The sequence below is a fragment of the Parasphingorhabdus sp. genome (genome assembly GCF_048269915.1).
GTDB lineage: Bacteria > Pseudomonadota > Alphaproteobacteria > Sphingomonadales > Sphingomonadaceae > Parasphingorhabdus.
Genome location: NZ_JBLWTY010000002.1, coordinates 585,201 through 609,278 on the forward strand (window position 1 = coordinate 585,201; position 24,078 = coordinate 609,278).

The following is a 24,078-nucleotide window of genomic DNA, read 5'->3' on the forward strand; positions in this document are numbered from 1 at the left end:
CCCTTGACCCGTGTGTCCGCCTTCGCCAAAGCAGCGCGTAATTATTGCAGCCGCGAAGAAAGTCTTCATCTTGTCCGAACCGAAGCCGCTCAGCTTCCAGCAGATCATCCTCAAACTCCATCAATATTGGGGCGATCGCGGCTGCGCGATCCTGCAGCCTTATGATATGGAAATGGGAGCCGGAACCTTTCATCCGGCGACCACCTTGCGGGCTCTGGGGCCGGATCCGTGGAATGCCGCCTTTGCGCAGCCCTGCCGCCGCCCGACCGATGGCCGCTACGGCGAAAACCCCAACCGGCTCCAGCATTATTATCAATATCAGGTGGTGCTCAAGCCATCGCCGCCCGACATCCAGCAGCTTTATCTCGACAGCCTGGTCGCGATCGGCATTGATCCGATGCTGCACGATATCCGCTTTGTCGAGGATGACTGGGAAAGCCCGACACTCGGTGCCTGGGGGCTGGGCTGGGAAGTCTGGTGCGACGGCATGGAAGTCACGCAATTTACCTATTTCCAGCAAATGGGCGGTTTTGACTGCAAGCCGGTGGCCGGTGAACTGACCTACGGGCTGGAACGGCTGGCCATGTATATCCAGGGCGTCGATAGCGTTTACGAACTGGATTATAATGGTACCGGAGTCACTTACGGCGATATCTTCCTGGAGAATGAGAAGCAGATGTCGGAGTGGAACTTCGAGATTGCCGATACGGACAGGCTGTTTGACCTGTTCAACAAGGCGGCTGCCGAGTGCGAAAACTGCCTCGAGAAGAATCTGCCCATTCCCGCCTATGAACAGGCGATCAAGGCCAGCCATGTGTTCAACCTGCTGCAGGCGCGCGGCGTGATCAGCGTGCAGGAGCGGGCCAGCTACATGGGCCGCGTCCGCGATCTCGCCAAGGGCAGTTGCGAAGCGCATATGGCGAAGAACGGGTGGGCGGCGTGATGATCCATCAATATCGTCATCCTGAACTTGTTTCAGGACCTCTCGAGATGGCTCGCTTGGCAGGTGGGATCCGGAAACACGTGAAGGATGCCGCGTTTCAGGGAGGAAAATCATGACCGATTTCCTTCTTGAACTGCTCTCCGAAGAAATCCCTGCACGGATGCAGGCCAAGGCGCGTGCCGATCTCGAACGGCTGTTCGCCGAACAACTCTCCGAAGCTGGCCTGAAGGCCGCCGCAATCTCCGTCTGGTCGACGCCAAGACGGCTGGCCCTTGTCGCCAGAGACCTGCCGGCGCAGACCGACGCGGTCAGCGAGGAAGCCAAGGGGCCACCGGAAGGCGCGCCGGATCAGGCCGTGGACGGGTTCTGCCGCAAGAATGGCGTCACCCGCGATCAGCTGGAAGTACGGGAGGTCAAGGGGCGCCCGACCTATTTTGCGGTGATCAACAAACCGGGCCGAGATACCAAAGATGTCCTCGCGGAAGCCATTCCCGCGATCATCAGGGCCTTTCCGTGGCCGAAATCCATGCGCTGGGGTGATGCCAGCCTCTCGACCGAAAGCCTGCGCTGGGTGCGCCCGCTGAGCGGCATCGTCGCGATACTGGGCGACGACCTGGTGTCCTGCGCAATTGACGGCGTGGAGTCAGGCTATGACACGGTCGGCCACCGCTTCCATCATCAGGGCATGATCACCATTGGCAACGCCGCGGATTATGCCGAAAAACTGCGTGCCTGCCACGTGATCGTCGATCATGAGGAGCGCCAGAATATCATCCGTGACGGTGCCGCCAAGGCTGCATCCGAAGCCGGACTGGCGCTGGTCGAGGACGAAGGCCTGGTGATCGAAAATGCCGGCCTCACCGAATGGCCGGTGCCGTTGCTCGGCCGATTTGACTCGGCGTTTCTGGATGTCCCCGAAGAGGTGATCCAGCTGACCGCCCGGGTGAACCAGAAATATTTTATCTGCCGCGACAAACAGGGCGCGCTCGCCCCGAATTTTGTCTGCACGGCAAACATAGTCGCCAAAGACGGTGGCAAGGCAATCGTTGCGGGGAATGAAAAAGTCCTCGCCGCACGGCTCTCCGATGCGAAATTCTTCTGGGAGCTTGACCAGAAGACACCGCTGGAGGATCATGCGAAGAAATTGAGCAACATCGTGTTCCATGAAAAACTGGGCACGGTTGCCGACAAGGTAGAGCGTGTGGCCAAGTTGGCCGAGTGGCTGGTTTCTTTAGAAGGGAATGGTTTTTACCAGCCCAGCCCCGGCGATACATTTCATGGTGAAGTGTCCGAGGCCGCACGTCTCTGCAAAGCCGATCTCGTCACCGAAATGGTCGGCGAGTTCCCCGAGCTGCAAGGCTTGATGGGCGGCTATTATGCAGAGAAAGAAGGAAAATCAGCGGCGGTCGCGGGCGCGATCCGCGATCATTACAAGCCGGTCGGGCAGGGCGACGATGTGCCCACCGATCCGGTTACGGTGGCGGTAAGCCTGGCGGACAAGCTGGATACGCTCGTGGGGTTTTTTGCGATTGATGAGAAGCCTACAGGGTCCAAAGACCCGTTTGCGCTGAGAAGAGCCGCGCTAGGCATCCTTTCACTGCTGGAAACAAACGATATTCGGGTTGAATTTGGTCGAGCGTTTAAAGTTGCTTCGTTGGCTTGGATTGAAGGAGCTGCAAAACGCTGCAAATTTAATTTCGATCACAGGTTTAAAGAGACGGATCTAAAATTTGGAGCCGAAGACCTGCTCAGAGGGGATATTTTAGGTCGTGAATTGGAGTTTGCGCCTGAAACACATCGGTCTGAATTTAATAGATTGTTTGCTAGCTGGGAGTTTGAATCCCGGCATGAATTGATGGCATTCCTCGCCGACCGCCTCAAAGTCCAGCAACGCGAAGCGGGTGTTCGTCATGATCTGATCGACGCGGTATTCGCGCTGGGTGGCGAAGATGATCTGGTGCGCTTGCTCGCCCGGGTGAAGGCATTGCAGGCCTTTGTGGAAACTACGGACGGGGTGAACCTGCTCGCCGGTTACAAGCGGGCTTCGAATATTTTGAAGAAAGAGGGCGGCAGTTCCGTTCGTGTCGAGCGAAGTCGAGACACGGATGATGATACGCAGGGTCTCTCGACTTCGCTCGAGACGAACGGGGAGGGTGATGCAAAACCGCTTTCCTACACGCCCGAAAAAGCCGAAAAGGCGCTGATTGACGCGCTTGATGCGGCGCAGCCGCAAGTGACCGCTGCGATTGAAGCGGAAGAGTTTGAAACGGCAATGACCGCACTCGCCGCACTGCGCGGGCCGATTGACGAGTTTTTCGAGGATGTAACCGTGAACGATGACGTCAAAGAAAGGCGTGAAGCCCGGCTTGCCCTGCTGGCACGCTTCCGCAACGCCGTCCATCAAGTCGCTGATTTCTCACAGATTGAAGGCTAGAAGAGTTTTGATTCATAACAGTGTAAAGTTTGTAAAGTTTGGCAGCGAGGATTTGCGGTAACGAGCCTGAACCAAAAGCCCTCCTCTTCAAAGGAGCGGTTGGGGTGGTGTCTATCCTCACTCGCAAAATTTGGAGACTGGCATCGAGCCAGCCTCCTCATAAACCACCCCTTCCCCTCCTGTAAAAGGGCGGGGTTAGACAGTGATGAGGCAGATAAATGACCCAATATGTATATCGTTTCGGTGGCGGCATGGACGCAGATGGTGCGCCCGGTGACTCCACAGAGGCCCGTAACCTGCTCGGTGGTAAAGGGGCTAATCTTGCCGAAATGGCCAATATCGGACTGCCAGTCCCCCCCGGTTTCACCATCTCGACGGAGATGTGCACAAAATATTACGCCGATGGCGGTATCTATCCCGACAGTCTGACCGCCGAGGTCGCGCAGGGCGTTGCGCATATCGAGACCGTGACGGGCAAGAAATTCGGCGATGCCGCCGATCCGTTGCTGGTGTCGGTGCGTTCCGGCGCCCGCGCCTCGATGCCCGGCATGATGGACACGGTGCTCAATCTGGGCCTCAATGACGAAACGGTGGAAGGCCTTGCCAAAACTTCCGGCGACGAACGCTTCGCCTGGGACAGCTATCGCCGGTTCATCCAGATGTATTCCGATGTCGTGCTCGAGCTGGACCATGATTCCTTTGAAGAGGCATTGGAAATAGCCAAGGAAGACAATGGCTTCTTTACAGATACGGAGATGGAATCAAAGCATTGGAAGGCGCTGGTCGCCGAATATAAGGCCCTGGTCCAGGACCAGTGGGGCAAGCCCTTTCCGCAGGATGTCAACGACCAGCTGTGGGGCGCTGTCAGCGCCGTCTTTGGCAGCTGGCAGGCCGAGCGGGCCAAGGTTTACCGTCGGCTCAACGATATTCCTGGTGAATGGGGCACTGCGGTCAATGTCCAGGCCATGGTTTTCGGCAATATGGGGGAAACCAGCGCGACCGGCGTCGCCTTCACCCGCAATCCGTCGAACGGCGACGGTGTTTATTATGGCGAATGGCTGATCAACGCCCAGGGCGAGGATGTCGTCGCCGGCATCCGCACGCCGCAATATCTCAGCAAGGCCGCGCGTGAAGAGGCCAATGCCAAACCCTTGTCGATGGAAGAGGCAATGCCCGACACCTACAAGGAGCTGACCGATGTCTTCGACCTGCTTGAGCGCCATTATCGCGATATGCAGGATATTGAATTTACCGTCGAGCGCGGCAAATTGTGGATGCTGCAGACCCGCTCGGGCAAACGCACTGCCAAGGCAGCGCTGAAAATTGCCGTCGATATGGCAAATGACGGGCTGATCACCGAAGAAGAAGCGGTCTTGCGCGTCGATCCGATGGCCCTCGACCAGCTGCTCCACCCGACGCTTGACCCCGATGCCAAGCGCGATGTGCTGACTTCCGGATTGCCAGCGTCTCCAGGGGCCGCCAGCGGTCTGATTGTCTTTGACAGCGATACGGCGGAACGGCGCACCGAAATGGGCGATGATGTCATATTGGTCCGGGTCGAAACCTCACCCGAGGATATTCACGGCATGCACGCGGCCAAGGGCATATTGACCGCCCGTGGCGGCATGACGTCACATGCGGCGGTGGTTGCCAGAGGCATGGGCAGGCCTTGTGTTTCCGGTGCAGGCACGATCTCGATCAACAATGAAACCAGAGTCATGAAGGTTGGTGATCGCGAGCTCAGGGAAGGCGATTTGCTGACCATCGACGGCAGCAACGGGCAGGTCATGGCCGGCCGTGTTGCCACCATCCAGCCGGAACTGGTGGGTGATTTCGGTGTGCTGATGACCTGGGCCGACAAGGTGCGCCGTCTGGGCGTCCGTACCAATGCGGAAACACCGCTTGACTGTCAGGTGGCCCGTGATTTCGGCGCCGAGGGCATCGGCCTGTGCCGGACCGAACATATGTTCTTCGATGCCAGCCGGATCACGGCGGTACGCCAGATGATTCTTGCATCCGACGAAGCGGGTCGGCGCTTGGCGCTGGCCAAGCTGCTACCCGAGCAACGCGATGATTTCCGGCAGATATTCGAAGTCATGGTTGGCTTGCCTGTTACCATCCGTCTGCTTGATCCGCCGCTGCACGAATTTCTGCCGCATCAGCAGTCGGAATTCGAGGAAGTCGCGAAAGCAGCCGATGTTGGCGTGGACACGCTGAAACAGCGGGCCAATGAATTGCACGAATTCAACCCGATGCTTGGCCATCGCGGTTGCCGTCTCGGGGTTACTTATCCCGAAATCTACGAAATGCAGGCACGGGCGATCTTCGAAGCGGCCTGTGAAGTGGCCGAAGCCAGCGGCGAAGCGCCGATTCCCGAAATCATGATCCCGCTGGTTGCGACTGCGCGCGAACTGGAATTGATGAAGGATGCGGTCGACCGCATGGCGAAAGAAGTCTTCGCCGAAAAGAGCCGCGAGATTGAATATCTGGTCGGCACGATGATCGAATTGCCGCGCGCCGCACTGATGGCCGACAAGATCGCCGAACATGGCGAGTTTTTCAGCTTCGGCACCAATGATCTGACCCAGACCACCTTGGGCGTCTCCCGTGACGATGCCGGGCGCTTTCTGACCCAATATGTCGACAAGGGCATTTTTCCGCGCGATCCGTTTGTCAGTCTCGATATCGAAGGCGTCGGCCAGCTCATCGAAATCGCGGCGCAGCGGGGCAGGGCAACCCGGCCCGGTATTAAACTGGGCATTTGCGGAGAACATGGCGGCGATCCTGCATCGATCGCTTTCTGCGAAAAAACCGGGCTCGATTATGTCAGTGCATCTCCATATCGCGTGCCAATTGCAAGGCTGGCGGCGGCGCAAGCGGCGCTGTCGGAAAAATAGCAATTATGGGTTGCCAGAGGGCCATTCACCCCCTATCTGCACCGTCTGGTTAGCGCCCATAGCTCAGCTGGATAGAGTGCTTGACTACGAATCAAGAGGTCGGGAGTTCGAATCTTCCTGGGCGCGCCATTTTCCTCTTTTGTCAGACCGTATACTCCGGTGCACTTGCGCAGGGCCGATGGCTCGCGTAGTCCGTCGGCATTGCACCCTATGAACCGAAGGACCTGACTTGGCTGATCAATCCCAATCCATCGAAGATGCGCTTGCCGAGCGCGAAGCCCAGAAGATTACTGTGCCCGACGAGGTGCAGGATGCGGTGAGAACGCTGTTACGCTGGGCCGGTGATGACCCCGAGCGTGAAGGGCTGGTCGATACCCCGAAGCGGGTGGCGCGGGCCTGGAAGGAATATTGCGAGGGCTATGCTGAAAACCCCGCCATGCATCTGGCGCGCACGTTTGAGGAAGTCGGCGGCTATGACGAGCTGGTGCTGCTGAAAGACATTCCGTTCCATTCGCATTGCGAGCACCATATGGCACCGATTATCGGCAAGGCAAGCATCGCCTATATGCCGACTGACAAGGTCGTCGGCATTTCCAAACTGGCCCGCGTCCTTCACGGCTACTCGCGGCGTCTGCAGGTGCAGGAACGGCTGACTGCCGAAGTGGCGGAATGTATCTGGGACAATCTGAAACCCGCCGGCGTGGCAGTGGTAATCGAGGCCAGCCACAGCTGCATGACCGCCCGTGGTGTGCGCACACCCGGGGTGAAGATGACCACCAGTCGCCTGCTCGGCTGTTTTCTGGAAGACGCCCGCAGCCGCGAGGAAGTCATGAGCCTGATGGGCTATTGAGCGGCCTGGATGCTCAGCGCATCCATTTGCGCATCAGATTATACTGGACGGCCTGGAGACGGGCATAATTTTCTTGTGCCATGTTTAGGCCTTCCAGAGCTGCCACTTCGTTGAGTTCATAAAGCAGATGGCGTTTCATCACATCCGGAATCTTGCTCTGGATGAAAGTGATCGCCACCATGCGCTCACCCTGAGTCACCGGCTCGACCTCGTGAAGCGTGTAGGACGGGTAGACAATGGCAGTTCCCGGCAGACCCTTGAACCGCATGCTGGCCTCTCCCTGGGTTACGTGAAGCGCGCCGCCCTTGCTGTCATTCACGTCGCTCAGGAATATGGTACAGCTCAGGTCTGAGCGAATCGGGCCATCGGGCAGGGGAATGATCGCGCTGTCTGCGTGTAGGCCATAGTTCATACCCGGCTTGTAACGTGTGATCAGCGGCGGAGCGACCTTCTCTGGAAAGGCGAAGTCGACAAATTCGCGATTGGCCATTAGCGCGTCGAGCAGAATTTGTGATGATTTCTTATATCCCTCGACATCGTGCAACTGCAGATTATTCTTCACTTTGCTATGTGGATTGCTGATCTTGCCGTCGACAAATTGTGCCGTATCCGCAATTTTTTTCAGTTCGCTGACCTGGCTCTGATCCAGTAAGCTGAGTTGCTTGAACATTATCGTCTCGTTTCCGCTGTTGCCATCGCGGCGGCCACTATTGGAAAGCGGGCCGCCAATTGATCGACCCATAGCAGTGTCTGCCTGATATCGGCAGCATGAATTTGTGCCGCTTCGGCCAGAAGTTCTTCCCGCAGCGATGCGCTATAATCATATTCCGGTGCCTTGGAATAGCTGCTCATGATCGGGCCGGAGATCAAGGCTTGTGACATTTCCGGTGAAAGCTCCCGTTCGAAGTGATTGGCCGCGATCCGCAATTGCTCGGCGGGCTGGCGGAGAAAATCGTCGAAGTCCATCCACACGATACGTGCATCGGGACAACCAGCTTCAGCGTCGTACAACGTCACCATCTCGCACAGCCAGCCAAGCGCGGCAGTCTGGGCAAGCGACAGATTGTCTTTCTGGTCGACAGCGTCGCCACAGTGCCGTTCAAGCCGAAGCAGCCTGAGATCGGCTAGGGCGGCGGCCTCCTGTTTTGAAGCATCACCCGCCAATATGGTTTGCAGATAACGTTCGAGGGAGGCAAACAGGAATAGTGCAGTGCCTTTGTTGGCCAGCAACGGCGTGGCGAGGGGGCTGACAAAACTGCTTGCCTTGATCATCACCTGTTGATGGGCGTGAAATACGCGCGACAACCAGCTTTCCACTTGGCCAAGCCGCTTGGCCTGCTCGTCGCTTGACCAATTGATAGTGTCGGGCTGATTGATCCGCAGTTCTGCGATCTGCCTCAAAATTGCTGGTTCACGGAGCGCGAAAACACCGTCTAGTTCGCCTAGCAATCGTGACATCAGAGTGGATCCGACATGCCCGACATGAAAAATATACTGCGGCTTCGGGCGCACTGGCAGAGATATGGAAGCTATTTCCGCCCATGACACGATCTGGCGCTGTAGATCGGGCGCAAACAGGCGCTGATCGAGAAAGCTCGCTTGCTGATAGGCTGTCTCGCTCATGGTCGACAGCAGTACCTGATCCTTTTGCAGATCCGCCAAATGCGGAAAGAGCGTCGGATCTTGGGCAAAGATGGATTGCCAATCGTTGCTCACCCACAGCTCCCATGAAAAAGCCCGGAACTGGTATGCTGTCTTCCGACAGGCCAGATCCGGGCTTTCGAAATATAGCGCAGAATAGGACTATTCCTTGGTTTCGGTATCGTCCTGCTCTGTTATTTCAGTAGCTTCCGCTTCACCAGCCGCTTCGTCCGTGGCTTCGCCTTCGTCTTCGCTCTCTGGCGATAGCGCTGCGGCAGCAAGCTCAGCCTGTTCTTCTTCGAACATCTGGGCGATCACGTCGATGCCATCTTTCTGCAGGTCGGCTTCATCGTCCGAACGGGCCACATTGGCCTGAATGGTGACATTGACTTCCGGATGCAGGCGAATGCGAACATCGAAAACACCGAGCGTTTTGATCGGTTTTTCCAGAATGACCATGCTTTTTTCGACCTGGGCCCCGTCGGCGTTCAGCGCTTCCACAATATCGCGGACAGAAACCGAACCATAAAGCTGACCGCTGGCAGACGATGCACGGATCAGAACGATCTGCTTGCCATCGACATTGCCGGAAGCGGCTTCCGCTTCCTTGCGCTTTGCTTCATTGTCGGCTTCGATCTGCTGACGATTGGCTTCGAAAACCTTCTTGTTCGCCTCGTTGGCGCGCAGGGCTTTCTTGTTCGGCAGCAGAAAATTGCGGGCATAGCCGTTTTTGACGGTGACAATATCACCAATGCTTCCGAGATTTTCGACTCGTTCGAGCAAAATAATATCCATTGTTTCGCTCCTATTTCACGAGGTAGGGCAGAAGGCCGAGATGGCGGGCGCGTTTGATGGCTCTGGAGAGCTCGCGTTGCTTCTTGGCGGACACTGCGGTGATACGACTTGGTACGATCTTGCCGCGTTCGGAAATAAATCCCTGCAGCGTCTTCACGTCTTTATAGTCGATGGGTTTTGCGTTTTTGCCGGAAAAGGGGCAGCTTTTGCGGCGACGGAAAAATGGACGTCCCATGTTTTAACTCCTTCTCTGGCTTAATTGTCGTCGCGGCGCGGTTTGCGCTCGCGTTCGGGTTTGCGCATCATCACGGACGGGCCTTCTTCATGCTCGTCGACGCGGATGGTCAGGAAACGGATGACATCTTCGTTGATCCTGGTCTGGCGTTCGAGTTCTGAAACCACATTGCCCGGTGCATCGAGACGCAGCATGACATAATGGGCTTTGCGGTTTTTCTGAATCTTGTAGGCGAGCGTCCGCAGGCCCCAGGTTTCGGTCAAAACGACCTTGCCTTCATTGGATTCAACAATTTTGGTGGCTTCCTGCGCGAGGGCATCAACCTGAGACTGGCTCAAATCCTGCCGCGCAAGGAAGACATGCTCATACATTGGCATGTATTCATTCCTTCATTTACCGCCGATCGCTGACGCCGCACCATGCAGACACGCCCCTCCGGCTTTCTTTGTTTTTCCGATGATTCGACGGGTCAAAACACGCGGAAGCGGCGCCTATGGCGGAAACTGGTGGCGATTGCAAGGGGAAGTGGCACCCAAGATTATATCGCGGAGCAAGCGCTACAAAGCAGAAATGTCTCTGATCCGTCCGGTCGGAAGATGCGGTCTGACAGCAAAAAGGGCGCTGGCCTGACAGACAGCGCCCTTCGAACCGATGGACGGCTTGCGATCGGGTCGCAATTACCGCAAGTCTTCCACCGAAACCCATCCCTTGGTGCCGTAATTGTCGCTGACTTCCACAAACAACCCTTCTTTGTTGCCAGTTGGGCTTAACTCTGTCTCTGCGCGCAATGCGCGTACCGTTTCACCTTTGCCATCGGCACTGGCATAAAGGTTCGTATCGACAGCGACCGTGTAAGTTGCGCTTGCCTCGGATGCAGGAGTTGCCGGCGGAACCGCAGACAAGGCCCCCGCTTGGGAAACCACGCTATTATAGGCGATGATGAATGCTTCGGTCAGCATCTTGCCATTCTTGGAGCGAGCGTAACCCGCAGCGTCCGCACCCGCCACCCATGGGGTGCCGCCAGCAAAGGACAGAGTCGATTTTTTCACCTGTCCGGTGCCCGACACCAGAGTCTGGCCGTTGGCGGGGCTGACGATGCGAATGCCGGCCGCAACGATTTTCTTCTTGCCGCCAAGCCCGCCAAACATGCCCATCAGTGCACCGGCACCGGGCACCCGGCCCAGAACCTGTCCGGCAGCACCCGAACGGAGGAAGGCTTCCTGTGCGACGCCTTTTGCCGTCTGGATTCCCTGGTCAACTTCTTCCTTGTCACCGGCAATCACGTTGACGAGGAAATTGGCCGGTTTCCCGCTTGCAGCGCTATGTATCTCAAAACATCCGGATTCCCGCGCGATTGCGGCGACCAGTTCGCGTGGGCTGCCGAGCCCGAACTTGCTCCAGCCCTGGGTGTCCCCGTCGACCACGGCGATCGTGCCGTAGCTGGCATCACATTGCGTTAGCTGCACCGGAGATTTTTTCGCGGCGTGGACAGGCGAGCCCGCTGTGATCAGCGTGGCAAGGATGATCGCAGACGTTGAAACAGTTGTTTTCCTGATCATGATATTCTTGCTCCCTCTGAGGATGAAACAGTTTTTCAAGTTAAGAAACATGGTTCCCCTTTAAGGAACCCTGGGACTGCTTATGCTCGGAGGGAAAAGGTGTTTCATCGTTCAAATGAATGAAAAACGGCAAATATTTTGATCATAGCGAGAGGGTGCTGGCAGCGCACTATACCTTGCTCGCTTCGGAACGGGGGTCAGTCCGCCCGCGTCTCGTCGCTTTGGCCGATTGCGATATTGGCGAGCAATCCGACCAGTTCTGCCTGACGGCTGCATCCTGTTTTTTCCAGAATACTGCTGAATTGTGATCGCACGGTTGTGATGGAAACCTCGCCTTCTTCGGCGAGTTCCTTCAGCGTCCGACCCTTCACTAGACCCTTGGCGATGCGGGTTTCTGCAACCGTCATATCAAACAGGCTTCTCATCAATTCTTTCGAGGGCGCGCGCGTCTGGTCGAGTGGGGTAAAGAATAGCAGCGCATAGCTGTTGGCGAAAACATCATGCGCCGCCAGTTTTATCGGCATGACATGGCCCACAAGTGCGGCATAGCCATCTTCGTTGCGGATCGGAAAGGAAAGGCTGTCAGCGGTGGAAACGCCATCCAGTTTTTCCAGCGCGTCGGTCAGAAAGGCTGCGGCGCGGCGATCCGAAAAGGCGACGGGCCGCCCGGATTCGTTGAATTTTACATGTTCGCTGACGGTCTGTGCGCGATCATTGGCTTCGACAAACTTGCCTTCTGCGTTGAGAACCAGAGCGGGCAGACCAAATCGGGAAAGCGTTTCGCCAGCACCCTGCGCGCGTTGCAGGCCCAGCCTTGCCGATACGAAGGCACTGCGCAACAGATGGGGGCGCAGTTCATTCAGCCGGTTGACGTGATTTCGTTCAATCGGCCCCTGGTCCAGCTGACGTTCGATGCTGAAGACGATATTGTCTCCGGTCGGCATCTGTAAAAGCGTTCCCGCGGACCAGCCCAGACCGCGCGGATGAAAAAAGTCCCGGTAAAAGGGATTGCTGGCGAGCTCCTCTGCGTTCCAGAAATCCTGCTCGACAAAAAATGTTGGCTGGGATTTTTCCATCATGCACATCCGGCGAGGACATTTACCCAGCCAGCCGTCCCGGACATAAGTCTCAAAGGCTTCGAACACATTTTCGGATGCTGTCCAATTCACTGCCTTGCGGGCGGAAAATAGCATGCCGCCAATGGAGTTGGTTATCAGCGCCAGTTCATCCAGCACGTCGGGCCAAAGTTCCGGAACGACGGAACATTCATAAATACGGTCAATTAATTCTGCCTGCATTGTCCGAACTGCCTGTCTGTTCAAAATGATCTGATCGGGAATTCAAGAATCAATCAAATAGTCGACTATCCGCAACCTACTTCCTGCGTCCCAAAAATCCAAACATATCCCCGCCAATTTTCCGCATCTGGATTTCCTCGGCGCCTTCGGTGATCCGGTAGCGCCGGTGATGGCGGTAGATATGCTCGAACGGCTTGTGGCGGGAATAGCCCATGCCGCCATGGACCTGCATCGCGCGGTCGGCGGCATCGCAGCATAGCCGGTTTGCGCGATAGTTGCACATGCTGACCTGGGCGGAGAGATATTTGGCAACATCGGGTTTCGGCATCGTGTCCATTTTTGCGGCCGTGGCGTAAATCAGCTGGCGCAGCATGGCCGCTTCAGTATGTAGTTCGACCAACGGGAACTGGATGCCCTGATTCACCGCCAGCGGCTTGCCGAACGGCTTGCGTTCTCCGGCATATTTCACTGACTCATCGATGCAATATTGGGCCGCGCCCAATGAGGAAGCGGCTTGGCGGATACGGTTTTCATGAACGAAATGCTGGGCGCAGGCGAGACCCATATCGAGATCGCCAAGCACGGCATCCGCCGGAATCCAGACGTTCTTGTAGGAACATTTGGGGTGATCCGTGGGCATGTTGAATGTCCACATATATTCGCCAATCTCGAAGCCTTCGGCATCGACTGGGACGATGAAGCAGCCAATGCCCCGCGCATCACCGTCCTTGCCGCTGTGTCGGGCAAAGGTCATGACGTGCGATGCCTTGTGCAGGCCGGTGGTCCACATCTTGTTGCCGTTGATCAGCCAGCCGTCGACGCCGTCGCGGGTTTCCCGGACCGCGGTCGTGTCCATCCAGGTCGCATCCGAGCCATGGTCTTCCTCGGTCAGGCCAAAGCACCAGCCCATCCGCCCGGCCAGCATCTCGGGAATATAGTCGCGTTTTTGCTGTTCGCTGCCAAAGTCCCGCAGCATGAGCGGTTGTACCAGATTGCCGACGATGGAATTTTCATTCTGCAGATCATTGTGCAGGCCCAGTCCCTTGTGTGCGAGATGTTCCCGGATTCGTGCCATGCCCAGATTGCTGCCATCCTGACCGCCAAATTCCTTGGGCAAAGCGTAGCGATAGTGACCAGCTGCATCCGCCACCTGCCGCATTTCCCCCAGCAAGGCTTCCCATTGCTCGGTCGGGAGGCCCTGATTGTCCCAGTTGGTACGGGCATCTTCCCGCCGGTGATCGAAAAAGCGGATATTGTCGTCGCGCTGTTCGAGGGGCTTGATCTCGGCCTCGATGAAAGCATCGAGCACATCAAGATAATCTTCAATTTCCTGCGGGATTTCGAAACTGGTCATGATGGGCTCCATTTGCTGAGTGCGACCTTCAGGCCGGCATATTTGGGTTGGTCGATTGACAGACGCTCCAGTGCGGAAAATCGCAGATGATCCCATACTCCGGGCATTGAGATCGTGATTTCCCCCTTTGCAAGACCATTGCAGAGCTGGCCATGATCACAACCGATGGCAGCCAGTCGATCCCGAGCGGCATCCCGGAAGCCGGGACCCCATTCTGCCTGTCGCTGCGCAATCCCGAGCGCATTGCCTGCAACGCGCGACTGGAACTTGTCGTGGCCCTTGAGGCCGGGCCTGACCTGCTCGTTATTCCATTCACCCAGAGCGGTCAGGAGTTCACCATAGCTGGTCTCGCCCGCAACCACTGTTTCTTCGGGCACCGACCAATCCAGCGGGGTGCGGAGCTCGTCGGGCAGAATATCCTCGAATAACAAGGCCAGATCAATCTCGACCTCGGAAACGCGCCGGCCTATCACCGTGCGTTCCAGCGAGCGATCGCCATGGCCGCGCCAGATTTGTCCCATTACCATGCAGGCGACGCCCCACCAGAGTGTGGAATAGATCAGCCAGAAAAGAAAACGCTCCCGATCAACATCGGTGCCGCTTGCCTTTGCATAGGCCTGGAGAAAGGATTCTTCATTGTCGAAGCCGCCTGCAACCTTGTCATAATGACCAAATCGCCAGCTTGGCGTGCACATATAGGCAAGATCCTGTACCGGGTCGCCAATCCGGGCCAGTTCCCAGTCGAGCACGGCGGTAAGGCCGGCGGGATCGATCATCAAATTACCCATCCGAAAGTCGCCGTGCACGAGATATTTGTCGCTGGCGTCCGGTGCATTCCGGTTCAACCAGTGGAAAGCATATTCATAAATCGGAATTCGGCCGCCGATCTCGTCATATTTGTTTTTTTGCAGGCGGATCAGTTCGCCGGGCGAAAAATATTCAAGGGAACCGGTCAGGGCGTCTACTGGTATCCGGTGGATGGAAGCCAGTTCGCGGGCACATTGTTTGGTCAGATTATTTTCCGCTTCGGTGAAATCCGGGTTGCCGAGGATTTTATGCGGCAGGGTTTCGCCATCCGCCTTGCTCATGATGAAGCCTTCACCCAGGCCATCCTCGGGGCTCAGCCGCCCCCGAATCTGTGGCGCAGTAACCCCGGACTTGCGCGCGAGTTCGATAATATCCGCCTGAGTCGCCAGCGGTACGCCGCGCAAGCCGTCATCGTCCGCGGAAAGACCGGCGGGCAGACGGCGCAGGACAAATTCTTCGTCCCCGTAAGCAAAGGCCCAGCTCTCCATGCTGGCGCCGCCCGACAGTCTTCGTACATCGGCAAGAGTAGCGTTTGCACCAAAAGTTGCGGCGCAATAGACGGCCAGCTTTTCCAGAAACGCCTCATCCCTCATATTGATGGTTTAATCAGACGATTAAAATTGCGCAAATGATTTTACCGAAAGTGCGCGGTGCTTGCATGACTGCTCAATCGTGCCTAATTCGCTTTCCAGATTAGAGATTTGGGGGTCATCATGCGTGCATTTATTTTTCCGGGACAGGGTAGCCAGGCCGTTGGCATGGGCAAGGCGCTTGCCGAAGCCAGCAGCACTGCACGGGAAGTCTTCGAAGAAGTTGATCACGCGCTGGAGCAGAATCTGTTCCAATTAATGTGCGAGGGCCCCTCGGATGAGTTGACCCTGACCGAAAATGCCCAACCGGCGATCATGGCCAATGCCATAGCAACATTGCGTGTGATGGAAAAAGACGGTGGAAAATCACTCGCCGATCTATGTTCCTATGCCGCAGGCCACAGTCTGGGCGAGTATAGCGCGCTCTGTGCTGCCGGGGCCCTGAACCTGACAACAACCGCAGAATTGCTGAAATTGCGCGGCCAGTCGATGCAGAAAGCAGTGCCGGTGGGCGAGGGCGCTATGGCGGCTTTGCTCGGCGCTGATATCAAAAAGGCGTCTGCGCTGGCAAATGCGTCGGCGCAGGGCGAAATCTGCACAGTCGCCAATGATAATGATCCTACCCAGGTGGTGATCTCCGGTCATACAGGCGCGATTGAGCGCGCCATTGCGTCCGCGAAAGAACATGGCATCAAACGCGGCATTTTGCTGCCGGTATCGGCGCCGTTCCACTGTTCGCTGATGGCACCAGCAGCCGAAGCGATGGAAGAAGCGCTGGCGGAAGCGACGATCCTGTCACCTGTTGTTCCTGTTTTTGCCAATGTCACTGCAGAAGCTGTTTCCGACGTGGATGAAATTCGTGACCTGCTGGTTCGGCAAGTGACCGGAACGGTGCGCTGGCGGGAATCGGTCGGGAATATGGCGGAAGCCGGGGTTGAACAATTTGTCGAGTTTGGCGGCAAGGTTCTGACCGGAATGGTCGGACGGATTGCGCCCGATGCCGAAACCGTCAGCCTTGTCTCGCTGGATGACATTGAGGCATTTTTGAAGAGCGTGTAGCGCCCGAATCATTCGAACGCGACTATCTGTAATTTTGAAGGAATTTGGAATGTTTGACTTAACCGGAATGACCGCTCTGGTAACCGGCGCGTCGGGAGGCATCGGTTCCGCGATTGCCAAGTCGCTTGCCGCACAGGGAGCGACAATCGCGCTTTCCGGAACGCGCAAGCTCAGCCTGACGGAATTGATACCCCAATTGGCCGGGTCTGGTCATATCATCATGCCGTGCGATCTTTCCAACCCCGAGGAAGTCGACGCCCTGGTCCCGGATACGGTAGCGAAACTCGGCAAACTGGACATATTGGTCAATAATGCCGGAATTACCCGCGACGGTTTGATTATGCGTATGTCCGATGACGACTGGTCCAATGTGATTCGTGTCAATCTGGAGTCAGCCTTCCGCCTTGCCCGGGCGGCGGCGCGCCCGATGATGAAGGCCCGTCATGGGCGGATTATCTCCATCACCTCCGTGGTCGGTGCAACCGGTAATCCGGGGCAAGCCAACTATGTTGCGTCCAAGGCCGGTCTCGTTGGCATGTCCAAAGCCTTGGCACAGGAGCTGGCATCACGCGGCATTACCGTTAATTGTGTCGCGCCGGGTTTTATTGAATCACCCATGACCGACGCGCTGACCGACGCTCAGAAGGACGATATTAACCGCAAAATTCCCGCAGGAAAAATGGGCAGCGGTAACGACATTGGTGCCGCTGTGGTCTATCTGGCCAGTCAGGAAGCCTCCTATGTCACCGGCCAGACCCTCCATGTGAATGGCGGAATGGCGATGATTTCCTAGGGCTTTCGCCAAAAACATGATTTACAGTGCGTTTTCGACTTCACGGACACTTGCAAGCCGCGCGACACCGCACTAGGACGAAATGGAAATTCAATCCTAACAAAAAGGGACCTCTCATGAGTGAGACTGCAGACCGCGTAAAAAAGATTGTTGTTGAGCATTTGGGTGTTGAAGCCGACAAAGTAACCGAAGAAGCTGCTTTCATCGATGATCTGGGCGCTGACAGCCTCGACATTGTGGAGCTGGTCATGGCGTTTGAAGAAGAATTCAGCGTCGAAATTCCAGATGATGCAGCCGAAAAAATCGGTACGGTTAAAGACGCGATCGACTTCATCGACAAAAACAAGGGTTAATTGATTTTGGGGTGCGGCCAGGAAAAAGGGCGCGCCTCGGGGCCAATGAACGCTGAAAAACAGCAAAGCGGCTCGCCGGCCCGGGGATTTTTTCCTGAACCGGTGGCCGCTTTTGATTTAGGGCAGGGGAAGTCCGCTAGGAGGAGCATGATATGCGCCGTGTAGTTGTAACGGGAATGGGCCTGGTGACGCCGCTGGGCGGAGATGTGGAAACGACCTGGAGCAATATATTGGCTTCCAAGTCGGGCGCGGGAAAAATCACGCGCTTTGATGCTTCCGATCAAAAATGCCATATCGCCTGCGAGGTCAAGCCAGCAGACCATGAATATGGTTTTGATCCCGATCTGCGCGTTGACCACAAGGTTCAGCGGCAGGTTGATCCGTTCATCATCTATGGCATTGATGCCGCCGGACAGGCATTTGAAGATGCCGGGCTGCTCGACATGTCGGACGAGGACAAGCTCCGTACCGGTTGCTCAATTGGTTCAGGCATTGGCGGACTTCCGGGGATTGAAAAAGAATCGCTGGTTCTCGCAGAACGCGGCCCGAGCCGGGTCAGTCCCCATTTTGTTCACGGTCGTCTGATCAACCTCATCTCCGGTCAGGTTTCAATCAAATATGGCCTGATGGGCCCGAATCACGCCGTGGTAACCGCTTGTTCGACCGGTGCACACAGCATTGGGGATGCCGCCCGGATGATCGCTCTGGACGATGCTGACGTGATGTTGGCGGGTGGCGCAGAGGCGACGATTTGTCCGATTGGCATTGCCGGATTCGCTCAGGCAAAGGCTTTGTCGACCAAGCGCAATGATGATCCCACAGCGGCTTCGCGACCCTATGACAAGGACCGGGATGGTTTTGTCATGGGGGAAGGCGCCGGGGTTGTTGTTCTGGAGGAATATGAAAGGGCCAACGCGCGCGGTGCCAAAATCTATTGTGAAGTGGTCGGCTATGGTCTGTCGGGCGATGCCTATCACGTCACCGCACCTCATCCCGAAGGTGTGGGCGCCTATAATTCGATGGCCATGGCGCTCAAGCGCTCGGGTCTGACGACTGCCGACATTGACTATGTCAACGCACATGGCACGTCGACCATGGCGGATGTGCTCGAACTGGGCGCTGTACGTCGGCTGTTCGGCGATGATATTGCCACTATGTCGATGAGTTCAACCAAATCCGCCATCGGCCATTTGCTTGGGGGAGCGGGAGCCGTCGAGGCCATATTCTGCATTCTCGCGATGCGTGATCAGGTTGTGCCACCCACATTGAATCTCGATGATCCGGAAGAGGCTTGCGCCGGGGTCGATCTGGTGCCGCATTTCGCCAAAAAGCGTAAGGTAAATGCGGTGCTCAGCAACAGCTTCGGTTTTGGTGGTACCAATGCCAGCGTCATTATGAAGGCGATCTAGTATCGTGCGCCGTCTCGGTTGCCTGATAGTGGCAGCAGCGGCCGTCATGATAACGCTGCTGGCCGGCAATTTTCTCTACGGCTGGGTCGCCAGCGGGCCGCTGGAAGAGCAGCAGGCTGTGATCATCAAGTCAGGGTCGACGCTGGCGACGGCAGCGCAGGTCATGGAGTCGGAAGGGGTCATCCGATCCGCTGATATGTTTTTGACGCGGGCCAGGATTCTGGGGGGATCCGAACCGATAAAGGCGGGCGAGTTTGAAATCCCTGCGGGCGCTAGCAACGCACAAATTTTGAATATTCTCCAGGGCGGGAAAACGGTGCAGCGGTTGATCACCGTCCCGGAAGGTACGCCATCAATCATCGTTTACGAAAAGCTGATGGCTGAAAAACTGCTCAAGGGTGAAATTCCGGTTCCTGCGGAAGGCTCGATTTTGCCCGACAGCTATAGTTTCGAACGCGGAGAGCCGCGCGCTGCTGTGGTTCAGCGGATGACCAGGGCGATGGAAGACACGCTCGCCGAGCTGTGGCCGAAACGGACCAAGGCCAGTGTCGTCAAAACCCCCGAGGAAGCTGTCATTTTGGCTTCGATCGTCGAGAAAGAAACGGCATTGGCGAGAGAACGCCGGACAGTCGCCGCTGTCTACAGCAACCGGGTCACCCGCAACATGATGTTGCAAGCCGATCCGACGATCATCTATCCGATCACCAAGGGAAAACCGCTGGGACGCCGGATCCGGCAATCCGAAATTGCGCAGGTCAATGACTATAATACCTATGCCATGGTGGGCTTGCCCAAGGGGCCGATTGCCAATCCGGGCCGGGCGTCGATTGAAGCTGTCCTGAACCCGGCAAAAAGCGACTCGCTCTATTTTGTCGCCGATGGCAAGGGCGGCCATGTTTTCGCCGAGACGTTGAAAGAGCATAATGCAAATGTCGAAAAGTGGTTTGCGATACGGCGCGAGCGAGGTGAGATGTAGGCCGTGAAGCCGCTGCGCCTTTCGATCGCATCGCAGGGGGAAGGGACAAAATATGTCGGCCAGGCTGGTTGAAATAATCGTACCGGACGCGCAGGTGGCCAGTGCGAAATTGATCATTGCCGGGCATTGCAGCCGTTTCTGGCAGGAACCCGTTCCCGACGGACTCGAAAAATTTTCCTGCGTCGTGCCAAGCCGGTCTATCGAGCAGCTGATTGCGGAACTGGACGACAATTTCCAGGGGGCAGAAGGATTTTCTGTCCTGGTGTTGCAGGTCGAGGCCGTCTTGCCGGAAATTCCCGAACTGGAGGAAATTACCCCTTCTCCGTCCGGAAAGCACAAGCCGCCAAGCAGGCTGGAAGTGTTTTTTACGCGCGACCGGATCAGCACCAACGAACTATATGATGATATCGAAGCCAGTCTCGAGCTTCGCCCAAATTATCTGCTGACCGTCATCCTGTCGGCGCTGATTGCTGCACTGGGCATGCGTAGCGGCCAGACCGCCGTGGTCATCGGAGCGATGATCATCGCGCCGTTGCTCGGTCCGACCATGGCGATGGCCATGGCCGCGACGCTGGGAGACAAGGCGCTTGGTCGCCGTTCGATGATCACATTGTCGACCGGCATATTGGCCGCGCTCCTGCTCACTTTCCTGCTTGGCATGGCTATCGATGTTGATCCACTGGTTCCCGAACTCCGGAACCGCACGATTGTCCACCCGGCGGATATCGCACTGGCCCTGGCTTGCGGCGCCGCTGGCGTATTGGCGTTCAGCCAGGGCGCGTCGCTCGCGCTGGTCGGGGTGATGATAGCGGTGGCGCTGGTGCCGCCAATTGCTGCTGCTGGCCTATTTTTTGGCAGCGGTGAAGCGGTTCTGGGCTATAAAGCCCTGTTCTTGCTCGCGACCAATCTGGTCTGCATCAATGTCGCCGGCATCGTCACGTTTCTGGTTCAGGGATTGCCGCCTAGAAACTGGCGGATCACCAGCGGCATTTTCCTGATCTGGCTGGTGATATTGCTGCTGTTTGTCGGCCTGATCGGCGGACGCATAGCGTTCGGCGGGAGCGAGCCAATTTTTGATAACAGCGGAACTTTTTCTATCCGGGCAACAAAGCTTCCGGAATAGTCACCGGTCAATAGTTGAACCGTTCCTTCAGGCTCTCGCGCGCTTCCCGATATTCCCTGGTGAACTGGTCGACCATGTCCTGGACGCTCATCACATCCCTGATCAGGCCGACGCCCTGGCCGCAGCCCCAGATGTCTTTCCAGGCCTTTTTCTCGGTATTACCGCCTGAACCGAAGTTCATCGTCTTATAGTCGCCTTCGGGGAGATTGTCGGGGTCCAGCCCGGCATTTTCGATCGACTGGCGCAGATAATTGCCTTTCACGCCGGTAAACAGGTCGGAATAGACGATGTCGCTGGCTTTGCCTTCGACGATACCTTCCTTATAGGCCTGGTCAGCATTGGCTTCCTTGGTCGCAATGAAAGCCGAACCGGCATAGCCAAGATCCGCACCCATGGCCTGAGCTGCCAATATCGACGCGCCATTGCCGATCGAGCCGGACAATGCAACGGGGCCGTCAAACCATTCGCGGATTTCCTGCATCAATGCGAAGGGCGATAACGTTCCCGCATGGCCGCCAGCGCCCGCCGCAACCGGGATCAGGCCGGTCGCACCCTTTTCGATCGCCTTGTGGGCAAAGCGGTTGTTGATAATATCGTGCAGGGTAATCCCGCCCCAGCCCTTGACCGCAGTATTCAGGTCTTCGATTGCGCCGAGCGAGGTAATCACGATCGGCACTTTCCATTTCGCGCAGGTCGCCATGTCCTGATCGAGCCGGTCGTTGGACTTGTGGACGATCTGGTTGACTGCGAACGGTGCTGCCGGCTTGTCCGGATTGTCGCGGTTCCAGGCGGCCAGTTCCTCGGTAATCTGGTGCAGCCACTCATCGAGCATGCTCTGCGGACGCGCATTGAGGGCAGGGAAGCTGCCGACAATGCCTGCCTTGCACTGGGCAATGACCAGTTCCGGCCCTGATACGATGAACAAGGGAGAACCGATAAGCGGCAGGCGAAGATTGTCGAAAATGGCTGGTAAAGTCATGGAAACCCCGATTTGAAAAACTATGCCGCTGCAATAACCGATGCAGCGGCATTTTCCACTGTTATTTTAATTGCCCGGTTAAATCCGGTTGACGGCGCTCAGCAGCGCTTCGACCGAAGCAGTAGCAACATCGCTGTTAATGCCGACACCGTAAAATTCTTTGCCATCATCGGTCTTGCATTCGATATAGGCGGCGGCCTGCGCATCCTTTCCCGAACCGATCGCATGTTCGCTATAATCGCTGATTTCCAGCGTGACGCCCAGCGCCGAGGAAACGGCGTCAACGACGCTGGAAATCAGGCCATTTCCACGTCCGCTAACCGAAATTTCGCCATCCGGTCCCTTGACCTTGCCGACAAAAATGCGTTCGCCGCCGGTAGACCGCTCATCATAGTCGACCAGGCTATATCGTCCGCTGCCATCAAGATGATAGCGCTTCTGGAAAGCGCTCCAGATATCGTCCGAGGACAGTTCGCGGCTTGTCTCGTCGGCCAGCTCCTGAACGGTGCGGCTGAAATTGGCTTGCAGGCGCTTGGGCAATTTGAGACCGTAATCCTGTTCCAGGATCCAGGCGATACCGCCTTTGCCCGACTGGCTGTTCACCCGGATGACCGCTTCATAATCCCGGCCGATATCGCGCGGATCAATCGGCAGATAGGGTACGTTCCACAGCTCGTCATTGCGTTGTTCCTGTGCGGCAAAGCCCTTTTTAATCGCATCCTGATGCGAGCCGGAAAAAGCGGTAAAAACCAGTTCTCCTGCATAGGGATGCCGCGCCGGAACAGGAAGTTGGTTGCAATGTTCGACGGTCTTGACGATCTCATCCATATTGGAAAAATCCAGTTCCGGGTCAACGCCTTGTGTATAAAGGTTCAGGCCCAGTGTAACCAGATCAACATTGCCGGTCCGTTCGCCGTTGCCGAACAGGCAGCCTTCGACCCGGTCTGCGCCTGCCATCATCCCCAGTTCGGAAGCGGCAACACCCGAGCCCCGATCATTATGCGTGTGCAGGCTGATCACGACATGCTCGCGCTTGCTAATATTGGTGCACATCCACTCGACCTGATCGGCATAGATATTGGGTGTCGCTGCCTCGACCGTGGCCGGCAGATTAAGGATCATCGGTTTTTCGGCGGTCGGCTCGAGTATTTCCATGACCGCTTCTGTCACTTCCAGACTGAAATCCAGTTCGGCGGTGGAGAAGGTTTCCGGTGAATATTCGAAATGCCAGTCGGTATCGGGATATTTTTCAGCCTGTTCGCGCAATATCGTGGCGCCTTCCCGGGCAATGTCCTTCACGCCCTGCTTGTCGAGCTTGAACACGACATCGCGCCAGGCTGGCGAAACGGCGTTGTAGAGATGGACAATGGCCGCTCGCGCGCCTTCCAGGCTGGCGAAACTGGTTTCGATCAGGTCGCGGCGCGACTGGGTCAGCACCTGCACCATGACGTCATCGGGAATCCTGCCCGATTTGACCAGACCGCTGATAAAGTCGAAATCGGTGGCGCCGGCGGATGGAAAACCGACTTCGATTTCCTTGACGCCGATTTTGACCAGTAGGTCGAAGAAACGCTGCTTTTTCTGTGCATCCATCGGATCAATCAGCGCTTGATTGCCATCGCGCAAGTCGGTGGAGAGCCAGCGGGGGGCCTTGTCGATGGTCCGCGAGGGCCATTGCCGATTGGGCAAGTCGATCTGCGGGAACGGGCGATATTTCTGGGACGGGTTCTGGTGCATGTCTTCACTCTTATGCTGCTGGAAGATGCGCGCAAGGCACAAATTCGCGGGTTTGCTTATATTTTCTGGAAAATCATCCCTTAGGCGGGGCGCTGCACATTTTTAGCAGCAGCATAGATACGCCTAAGGGCGTATAAGTCGTAGCAGCGAGAGGGCTTCGGACCGTGTCATGCGGTCGGTTTTATCCACACCGACAGATAAATCAACCATGACGATGCATTTTTTCACAATATGGTTGTGGAACGG

General features: G+C 56.6%; 21 protein-coding genes and 1 tRNA gene. 11 read left to right on the forward strand and 11 right to left on the reverse strand.

The window, feature by feature from the left end:
* Window positions 1–70 precede the first annotated feature (70 nt).
* The 5 genes from ACN0WX_RS07740 (at window position 71) to folE (ending at window position 7,124) form a co-directional block, all read left to right on the forward strand.
* Window positions 71–943: a glycine--tRNA ligase subunit alpha gene (locus ACN0WX_RS07740; protein ID WP_417621712.1), complete on the forward strand. Its 873-nt coding sequence runs from the start codon at window positions 71–73 to the stop codon at window positions 941–943.
* 112 nt (window positions 944–1,055) lie between these two features.
* The gene (gene glyS, locus ACN0WX_RS07745) at window positions 1,056–3,377 is read left to right on the forward strand and encodes a glycine--tRNA ligase subunit beta (RefSeq protein ID WP_417621713.1); all 2,322 of its coding nucleotides are present in this window, start codon (window positions 1,056–1,058) and stop codon (window positions 3,375–3,377) included.
* A gap of 218 nt (window positions 3,378–3,595) precedes the next feature.
* Window positions 3,596–6,274, forward strand: a complete 2,679-nt coding sequence (ppdK, locus tag ACN0WX_RS07750) for a pyruvate, phosphate dikinase (RefSeq protein WP_417621714.1) — start codon at window positions 3,596–3,598, stop codon at window positions 6,272–6,274.
* A 52-nt stretch (window positions 6,275–6,326) separates the two neighbouring features.
* Window positions 6,327–6,403 (forward strand) — tRNA-Arg (locus ACN0WX_RS07755).
* 100 nt (window positions 6,404–6,503) lie between these two features.
* Window positions 6,504–7,124 carry a GTP cyclohydrolase I FolE gene (gene folE / locus ACN0WX_RS07760; RefSeq protein ID WP_417621715.1) on the forward strand — a complete coding sequence of 207 codons (621 nt, stop codon included), beginning with the start codon at window positions 6,504–6,506 and terminating at the stop codon, window positions 7,122–7,124.
* Between the two features lie 13 nt (window positions 7,125–7,137).
* Here folE and ACN0WX_RS07765 read toward each other — a convergent pair whose 3' ends face one another.
* The 9 genes from ACN0WX_RS07765 to ACN0WX_RS07805 all read right to left on the reverse strand — a co-directional run bounded on the left by ACN0WX_RS07765 (window position 7,138) and on the right by ACN0WX_RS07805 (window position 15,406).
* Complete coding sequence (locus ACN0WX_RS07765) at window positions 7,138–7,794, reverse strand: Fe2+-dependent dioxygenase (protein ID WP_417621716.1); 657 nt, start codon at window positions 7,792–7,794, stop codon at window positions 7,138–7,140.
* Window positions 7,794–8,840 carry a hypothetical protein gene (locus ACN0WX_RS07770; protein ID WP_417621717.1) on the reverse strand — a complete coding sequence of 349 codons (1,047 nt, stop codon included), beginning with the start codon at window positions 8,838–8,840 and terminating at the stop codon, window positions 7,794–7,796. The genes ACN0WX_RS07765 and ACN0WX_RS07770 overlap by 1 nt, the downstream gene beginning before the upstream one ends.
* Before the next feature lie 87 nt (window positions 8,841–8,927).
* Window positions 8,928–9,560, reverse strand: coding sequence for a 50S ribosomal protein L9 (gene rplI, locus ACN0WX_RS07775; protein ID WP_417621718.1), 633 nt, complete (start codon window positions 9,558–9,560; stop codon window positions 8,928–8,930).
* A 10-nt stretch (window positions 9,561–9,570) separates the two neighbouring features.
* Window positions 9,571–9,795: a 30S ribosomal protein S18 gene (gene rpsR, locus ACN0WX_RS07780; protein ID WP_067199291.1), complete on the reverse strand. Its 225-nt coding sequence runs from the start codon at window positions 9,793–9,795 to the stop codon at window positions 9,571–9,573.
* A 20-nt stretch (window positions 9,796–9,815) separates the two neighbouring features.
* A complete protein-coding gene (rpsF, locus tag ACN0WX_RS07785) occupies window positions 9,816–10,172 on the reverse strand; it encodes a 30S ribosomal protein S6 (RefSeq protein WP_417621719.1) in 357 nt (118 codons plus the stop codon).
* A gap of 300 nt (window positions 10,173–10,472) precedes the next feature.
* On the reverse strand, window positions 10,473–11,354 hold the full coding sequence (locus tag ACN0WX_RS07790; protein ID WP_417621720.1) for an SH3 domain-containing protein: 882 nt from the start codon (window positions 11,352–11,354) through the stop codon (window positions 10,473–10,475).
* A gap of 197 nt (window positions 11,355–11,551) precedes the next feature.
* Window positions 11,552–12,652 (reverse strand): helix-turn-helix transcriptional regulator, encoded by a 1,101-nt coding sequence (locus ACN0WX_RS07795; RefSeq protein ID WP_417621721.1) that lies wholly within the window; start codon window positions 12,650–12,652, stop codon window positions 11,552–11,554.
* Window positions 12,653–12,728: 76 nt separating this feature from the next.
* Entirely contained in the window at window positions 12,729–14,006 is a 1,278-nt protein-coding gene (locus ACN0WX_RS07800; protein WP_417621722.1) for an acyl-CoA dehydrogenase family protein, read from the reverse strand.
* Entirely contained in the window at window positions 14,003–15,406 is a 1,404-nt protein-coding gene (locus ACN0WX_RS07805) for a phosphotransferase family protein (protein ID WP_417621723.1), read from the reverse strand. The genes ACN0WX_RS07800 and ACN0WX_RS07805 overlap by 4 nt, the downstream gene beginning before the upstream one ends.
* Before the next feature lie 120 nt (window positions 15,407–15,526).
* On the opposite strand from ACN0WX_RS07805, the gene fabD reads away from it, so the two are divergent.
* From fabD to ACN0WX_RS07835, 6 genes are all read left to right on the forward strand, one after another.
* Window positions 15,527–16,462 (forward strand): ACP S-malonyltransferase, encoded by a 936-nt coding sequence (gene fabD, locus ACN0WX_RS07810; RefSeq protein WP_417621724.1) that lies wholly within the window; start codon window positions 15,527–15,529, stop codon window positions 16,460–16,462.
* A 49-nt stretch (window positions 16,463–16,511) separates the two neighbouring features.
* Complete coding sequence (gene fabG / locus ACN0WX_RS07815) at window positions 16,512–17,255, forward strand: 3-oxoacyl-[acyl-carrier-protein] reductase (RefSeq protein WP_417621725.1); 744 nt, start codon at window positions 16,512–16,514, stop codon at window positions 17,253–17,255.
* 116 nt (window positions 17,256–17,371) lie between these two features.
* Entirely contained in the window at window positions 17,372–17,608 is a 237-nt protein-coding gene (locus tag ACN0WX_RS07820; RefSeq protein WP_089132491.1) for an acyl carrier protein, read from the forward strand.
* 152 nt (window positions 17,609–17,760) lie between these two features.
* Complete coding sequence (fabF, locus tag ACN0WX_RS07825) at window positions 17,761–19,017, forward strand: beta-ketoacyl-ACP synthase II (protein ID WP_417621726.1); 1,257 nt, start codon at window positions 17,761–17,763, stop codon at window positions 19,015–19,017.
* Window positions 19,018–19,021: 4 nt separating this feature from the next.
* Window positions 19,022–19,993 (forward strand): endolytic transglycosylase MltG, encoded by a 972-nt coding sequence (mltG, locus tag ACN0WX_RS07830; protein ID WP_417621727.1) that lies wholly within the window; start codon window positions 19,022–19,024, stop codon window positions 19,991–19,993.
* Between the two features lie 52 nt (window positions 19,994–20,045).
* Window positions 20,046–21,116, forward strand: a complete 1,071-nt coding sequence (locus ACN0WX_RS07835) for a TIGR00341 family protein (protein ID WP_417621728.1) — start codon at window positions 20,046–20,048, stop codon at window positions 21,114–21,116.
* Between the two features lie 7 nt (window positions 21,117–21,123).
* On the opposite strand, the gene ACN0WX_RS07840 is transcribed toward ACN0WX_RS07835, so the two are convergent.
* Both ACN0WX_RS07840 and leuA read right to left on the reverse strand, forming a co-directional pair.
* The gene (locus ACN0WX_RS07840) at window positions 21,124–22,095 is read right to left on the reverse strand and encodes an NAD(P)H-dependent flavin oxidoreductase (RefSeq protein WP_417621729.1); all 972 of its coding nucleotides are present in this window, start codon (window positions 22,093–22,095) and stop codon (window positions 21,124–21,126) included.
* Window positions 22,096–22,173: 78 nt separating this feature from the next.
* Window positions 22,174–23,832 carry a 2-isopropylmalate synthase gene (leuA, locus tag ACN0WX_RS07845; RefSeq protein ID WP_417621730.1) on the reverse strand — a complete coding sequence of 553 codons (1,659 nt, stop codon included), beginning with the start codon at window positions 23,830–23,832 and terminating at the stop codon, window positions 22,174–22,176.
* Window positions 23,833–24,078: the final 246 nt, after the last annotated feature.

Bases quoted from the DNA above. Each gene is read 5' to 3' on its own strand.
- glyS (WP_417621713.1), top strand. From the start codon at position 1,056: ATGACCGATTTCCTTCTTGAACTGCTCTCCGAAGAAATCCCTGCACGG.
- ppdK (WP_417621714.1), top strand. From the start codon at position 3,596: ATGACCCAATATGTATATCGTTTCGGTGGCGGCATGGACGCAGATGGT.
- ACN0WX_RS07765 (WP_417621716.1), bottom strand. From the start codon at position 7,794: ATGTTCAAGCAACTCAGCTTACTGGATCAGAGCCAGGTCAGCGAACTG.
- rplI (WP_417621718.1), bottom strand. From the start codon at position 9,560: ATGGATATTATTTTGCTCGAACGAGTCGAAAATCTCGGAAGCATTGGT.
- rpsR (WP_067199291.1), bottom strand. From the start codon at position 9,795: ATGGGACGTCCATTTTTCCGTCGCCGCAAAAGCTGCCCCTTTTCCGGC.
- rpsF (WP_417621719.1), bottom strand. From the start codon at position 10,172: ATGCCAATGTATGAGCATGTCTTCCTTGCGCGGCAGGATTTGAGCCAG.
- ACN0WX_RS07790 (WP_417621720.1), bottom strand. From the start codon at position 11,354: ATGATCAGGAAAACAACTGTTTCAACGTCTGCGATCATCCTTGCCACG.
- ACN0WX_RS07795 (WP_417621721.1), bottom strand. From the start codon at position 12,652: ATGCAGGCAGAATTAATTGACCGTATTTATGAATGTTCCGTCGTTCCG.
- ACN0WX_RS07800 (WP_417621722.1), bottom strand. From the start codon at position 14,006: ATGACCAGTTTCGAAATCCCGCAGGAAATTGAAGATTATCTTGATGTG.
- ACN0WX_RS07805 (WP_417621723.1), bottom strand. From the start codon at position 15,406: ATGAGGGATGAGGCGTTTCTGGAAAAGCTGGCCGTCTATTGCGCCGCA.
- fabD (WP_417621724.1), top strand. From the start codon at position 15,527: ATGCGTGCATTTATTTTTCCGGGACAGGGTAGCCAGGCCGTTGGCATG.
- fabG (WP_417621725.1), top strand. From the start codon at position 16,512: ATGTTTGACTTAACCGGAATGACCGCTCTGGTAACCGGCGCGTCGGGA.
- ACN0WX_RS07820 (WP_089132491.1), top strand. From the start codon at position 17,372: ATGAGTGAGACTGCAGACCGCGTAAAAAAGATTGTTGTTGAGCATTTG.
- fabF (WP_417621726.1), top strand. From the start codon at position 17,761: ATGCGCCGTGTAGTTGTAACGGGAATGGGCCTGGTGACGCCGCTGGGC.
- ACN0WX_RS07835 (WP_417621728.1), top strand. From the start codon at position 20,046: ATGTCGGCCAGGCTGGTTGAAATAATCGTACCGGACGCGCAGGTGGCC.
- ACN0WX_RS07840 (WP_417621729.1), bottom strand. From the start codon at position 22,095: ATGACTTTACCAGCCATTTTCGACAATCTTCGCCTGCCGCTTATCGGT.
- leuA (WP_417621730.1), bottom strand. From the start codon at position 23,832: ATGCACCAGAACCCGTCCCAGAAATATCGCCCGTTCCCGCAGATCGAC.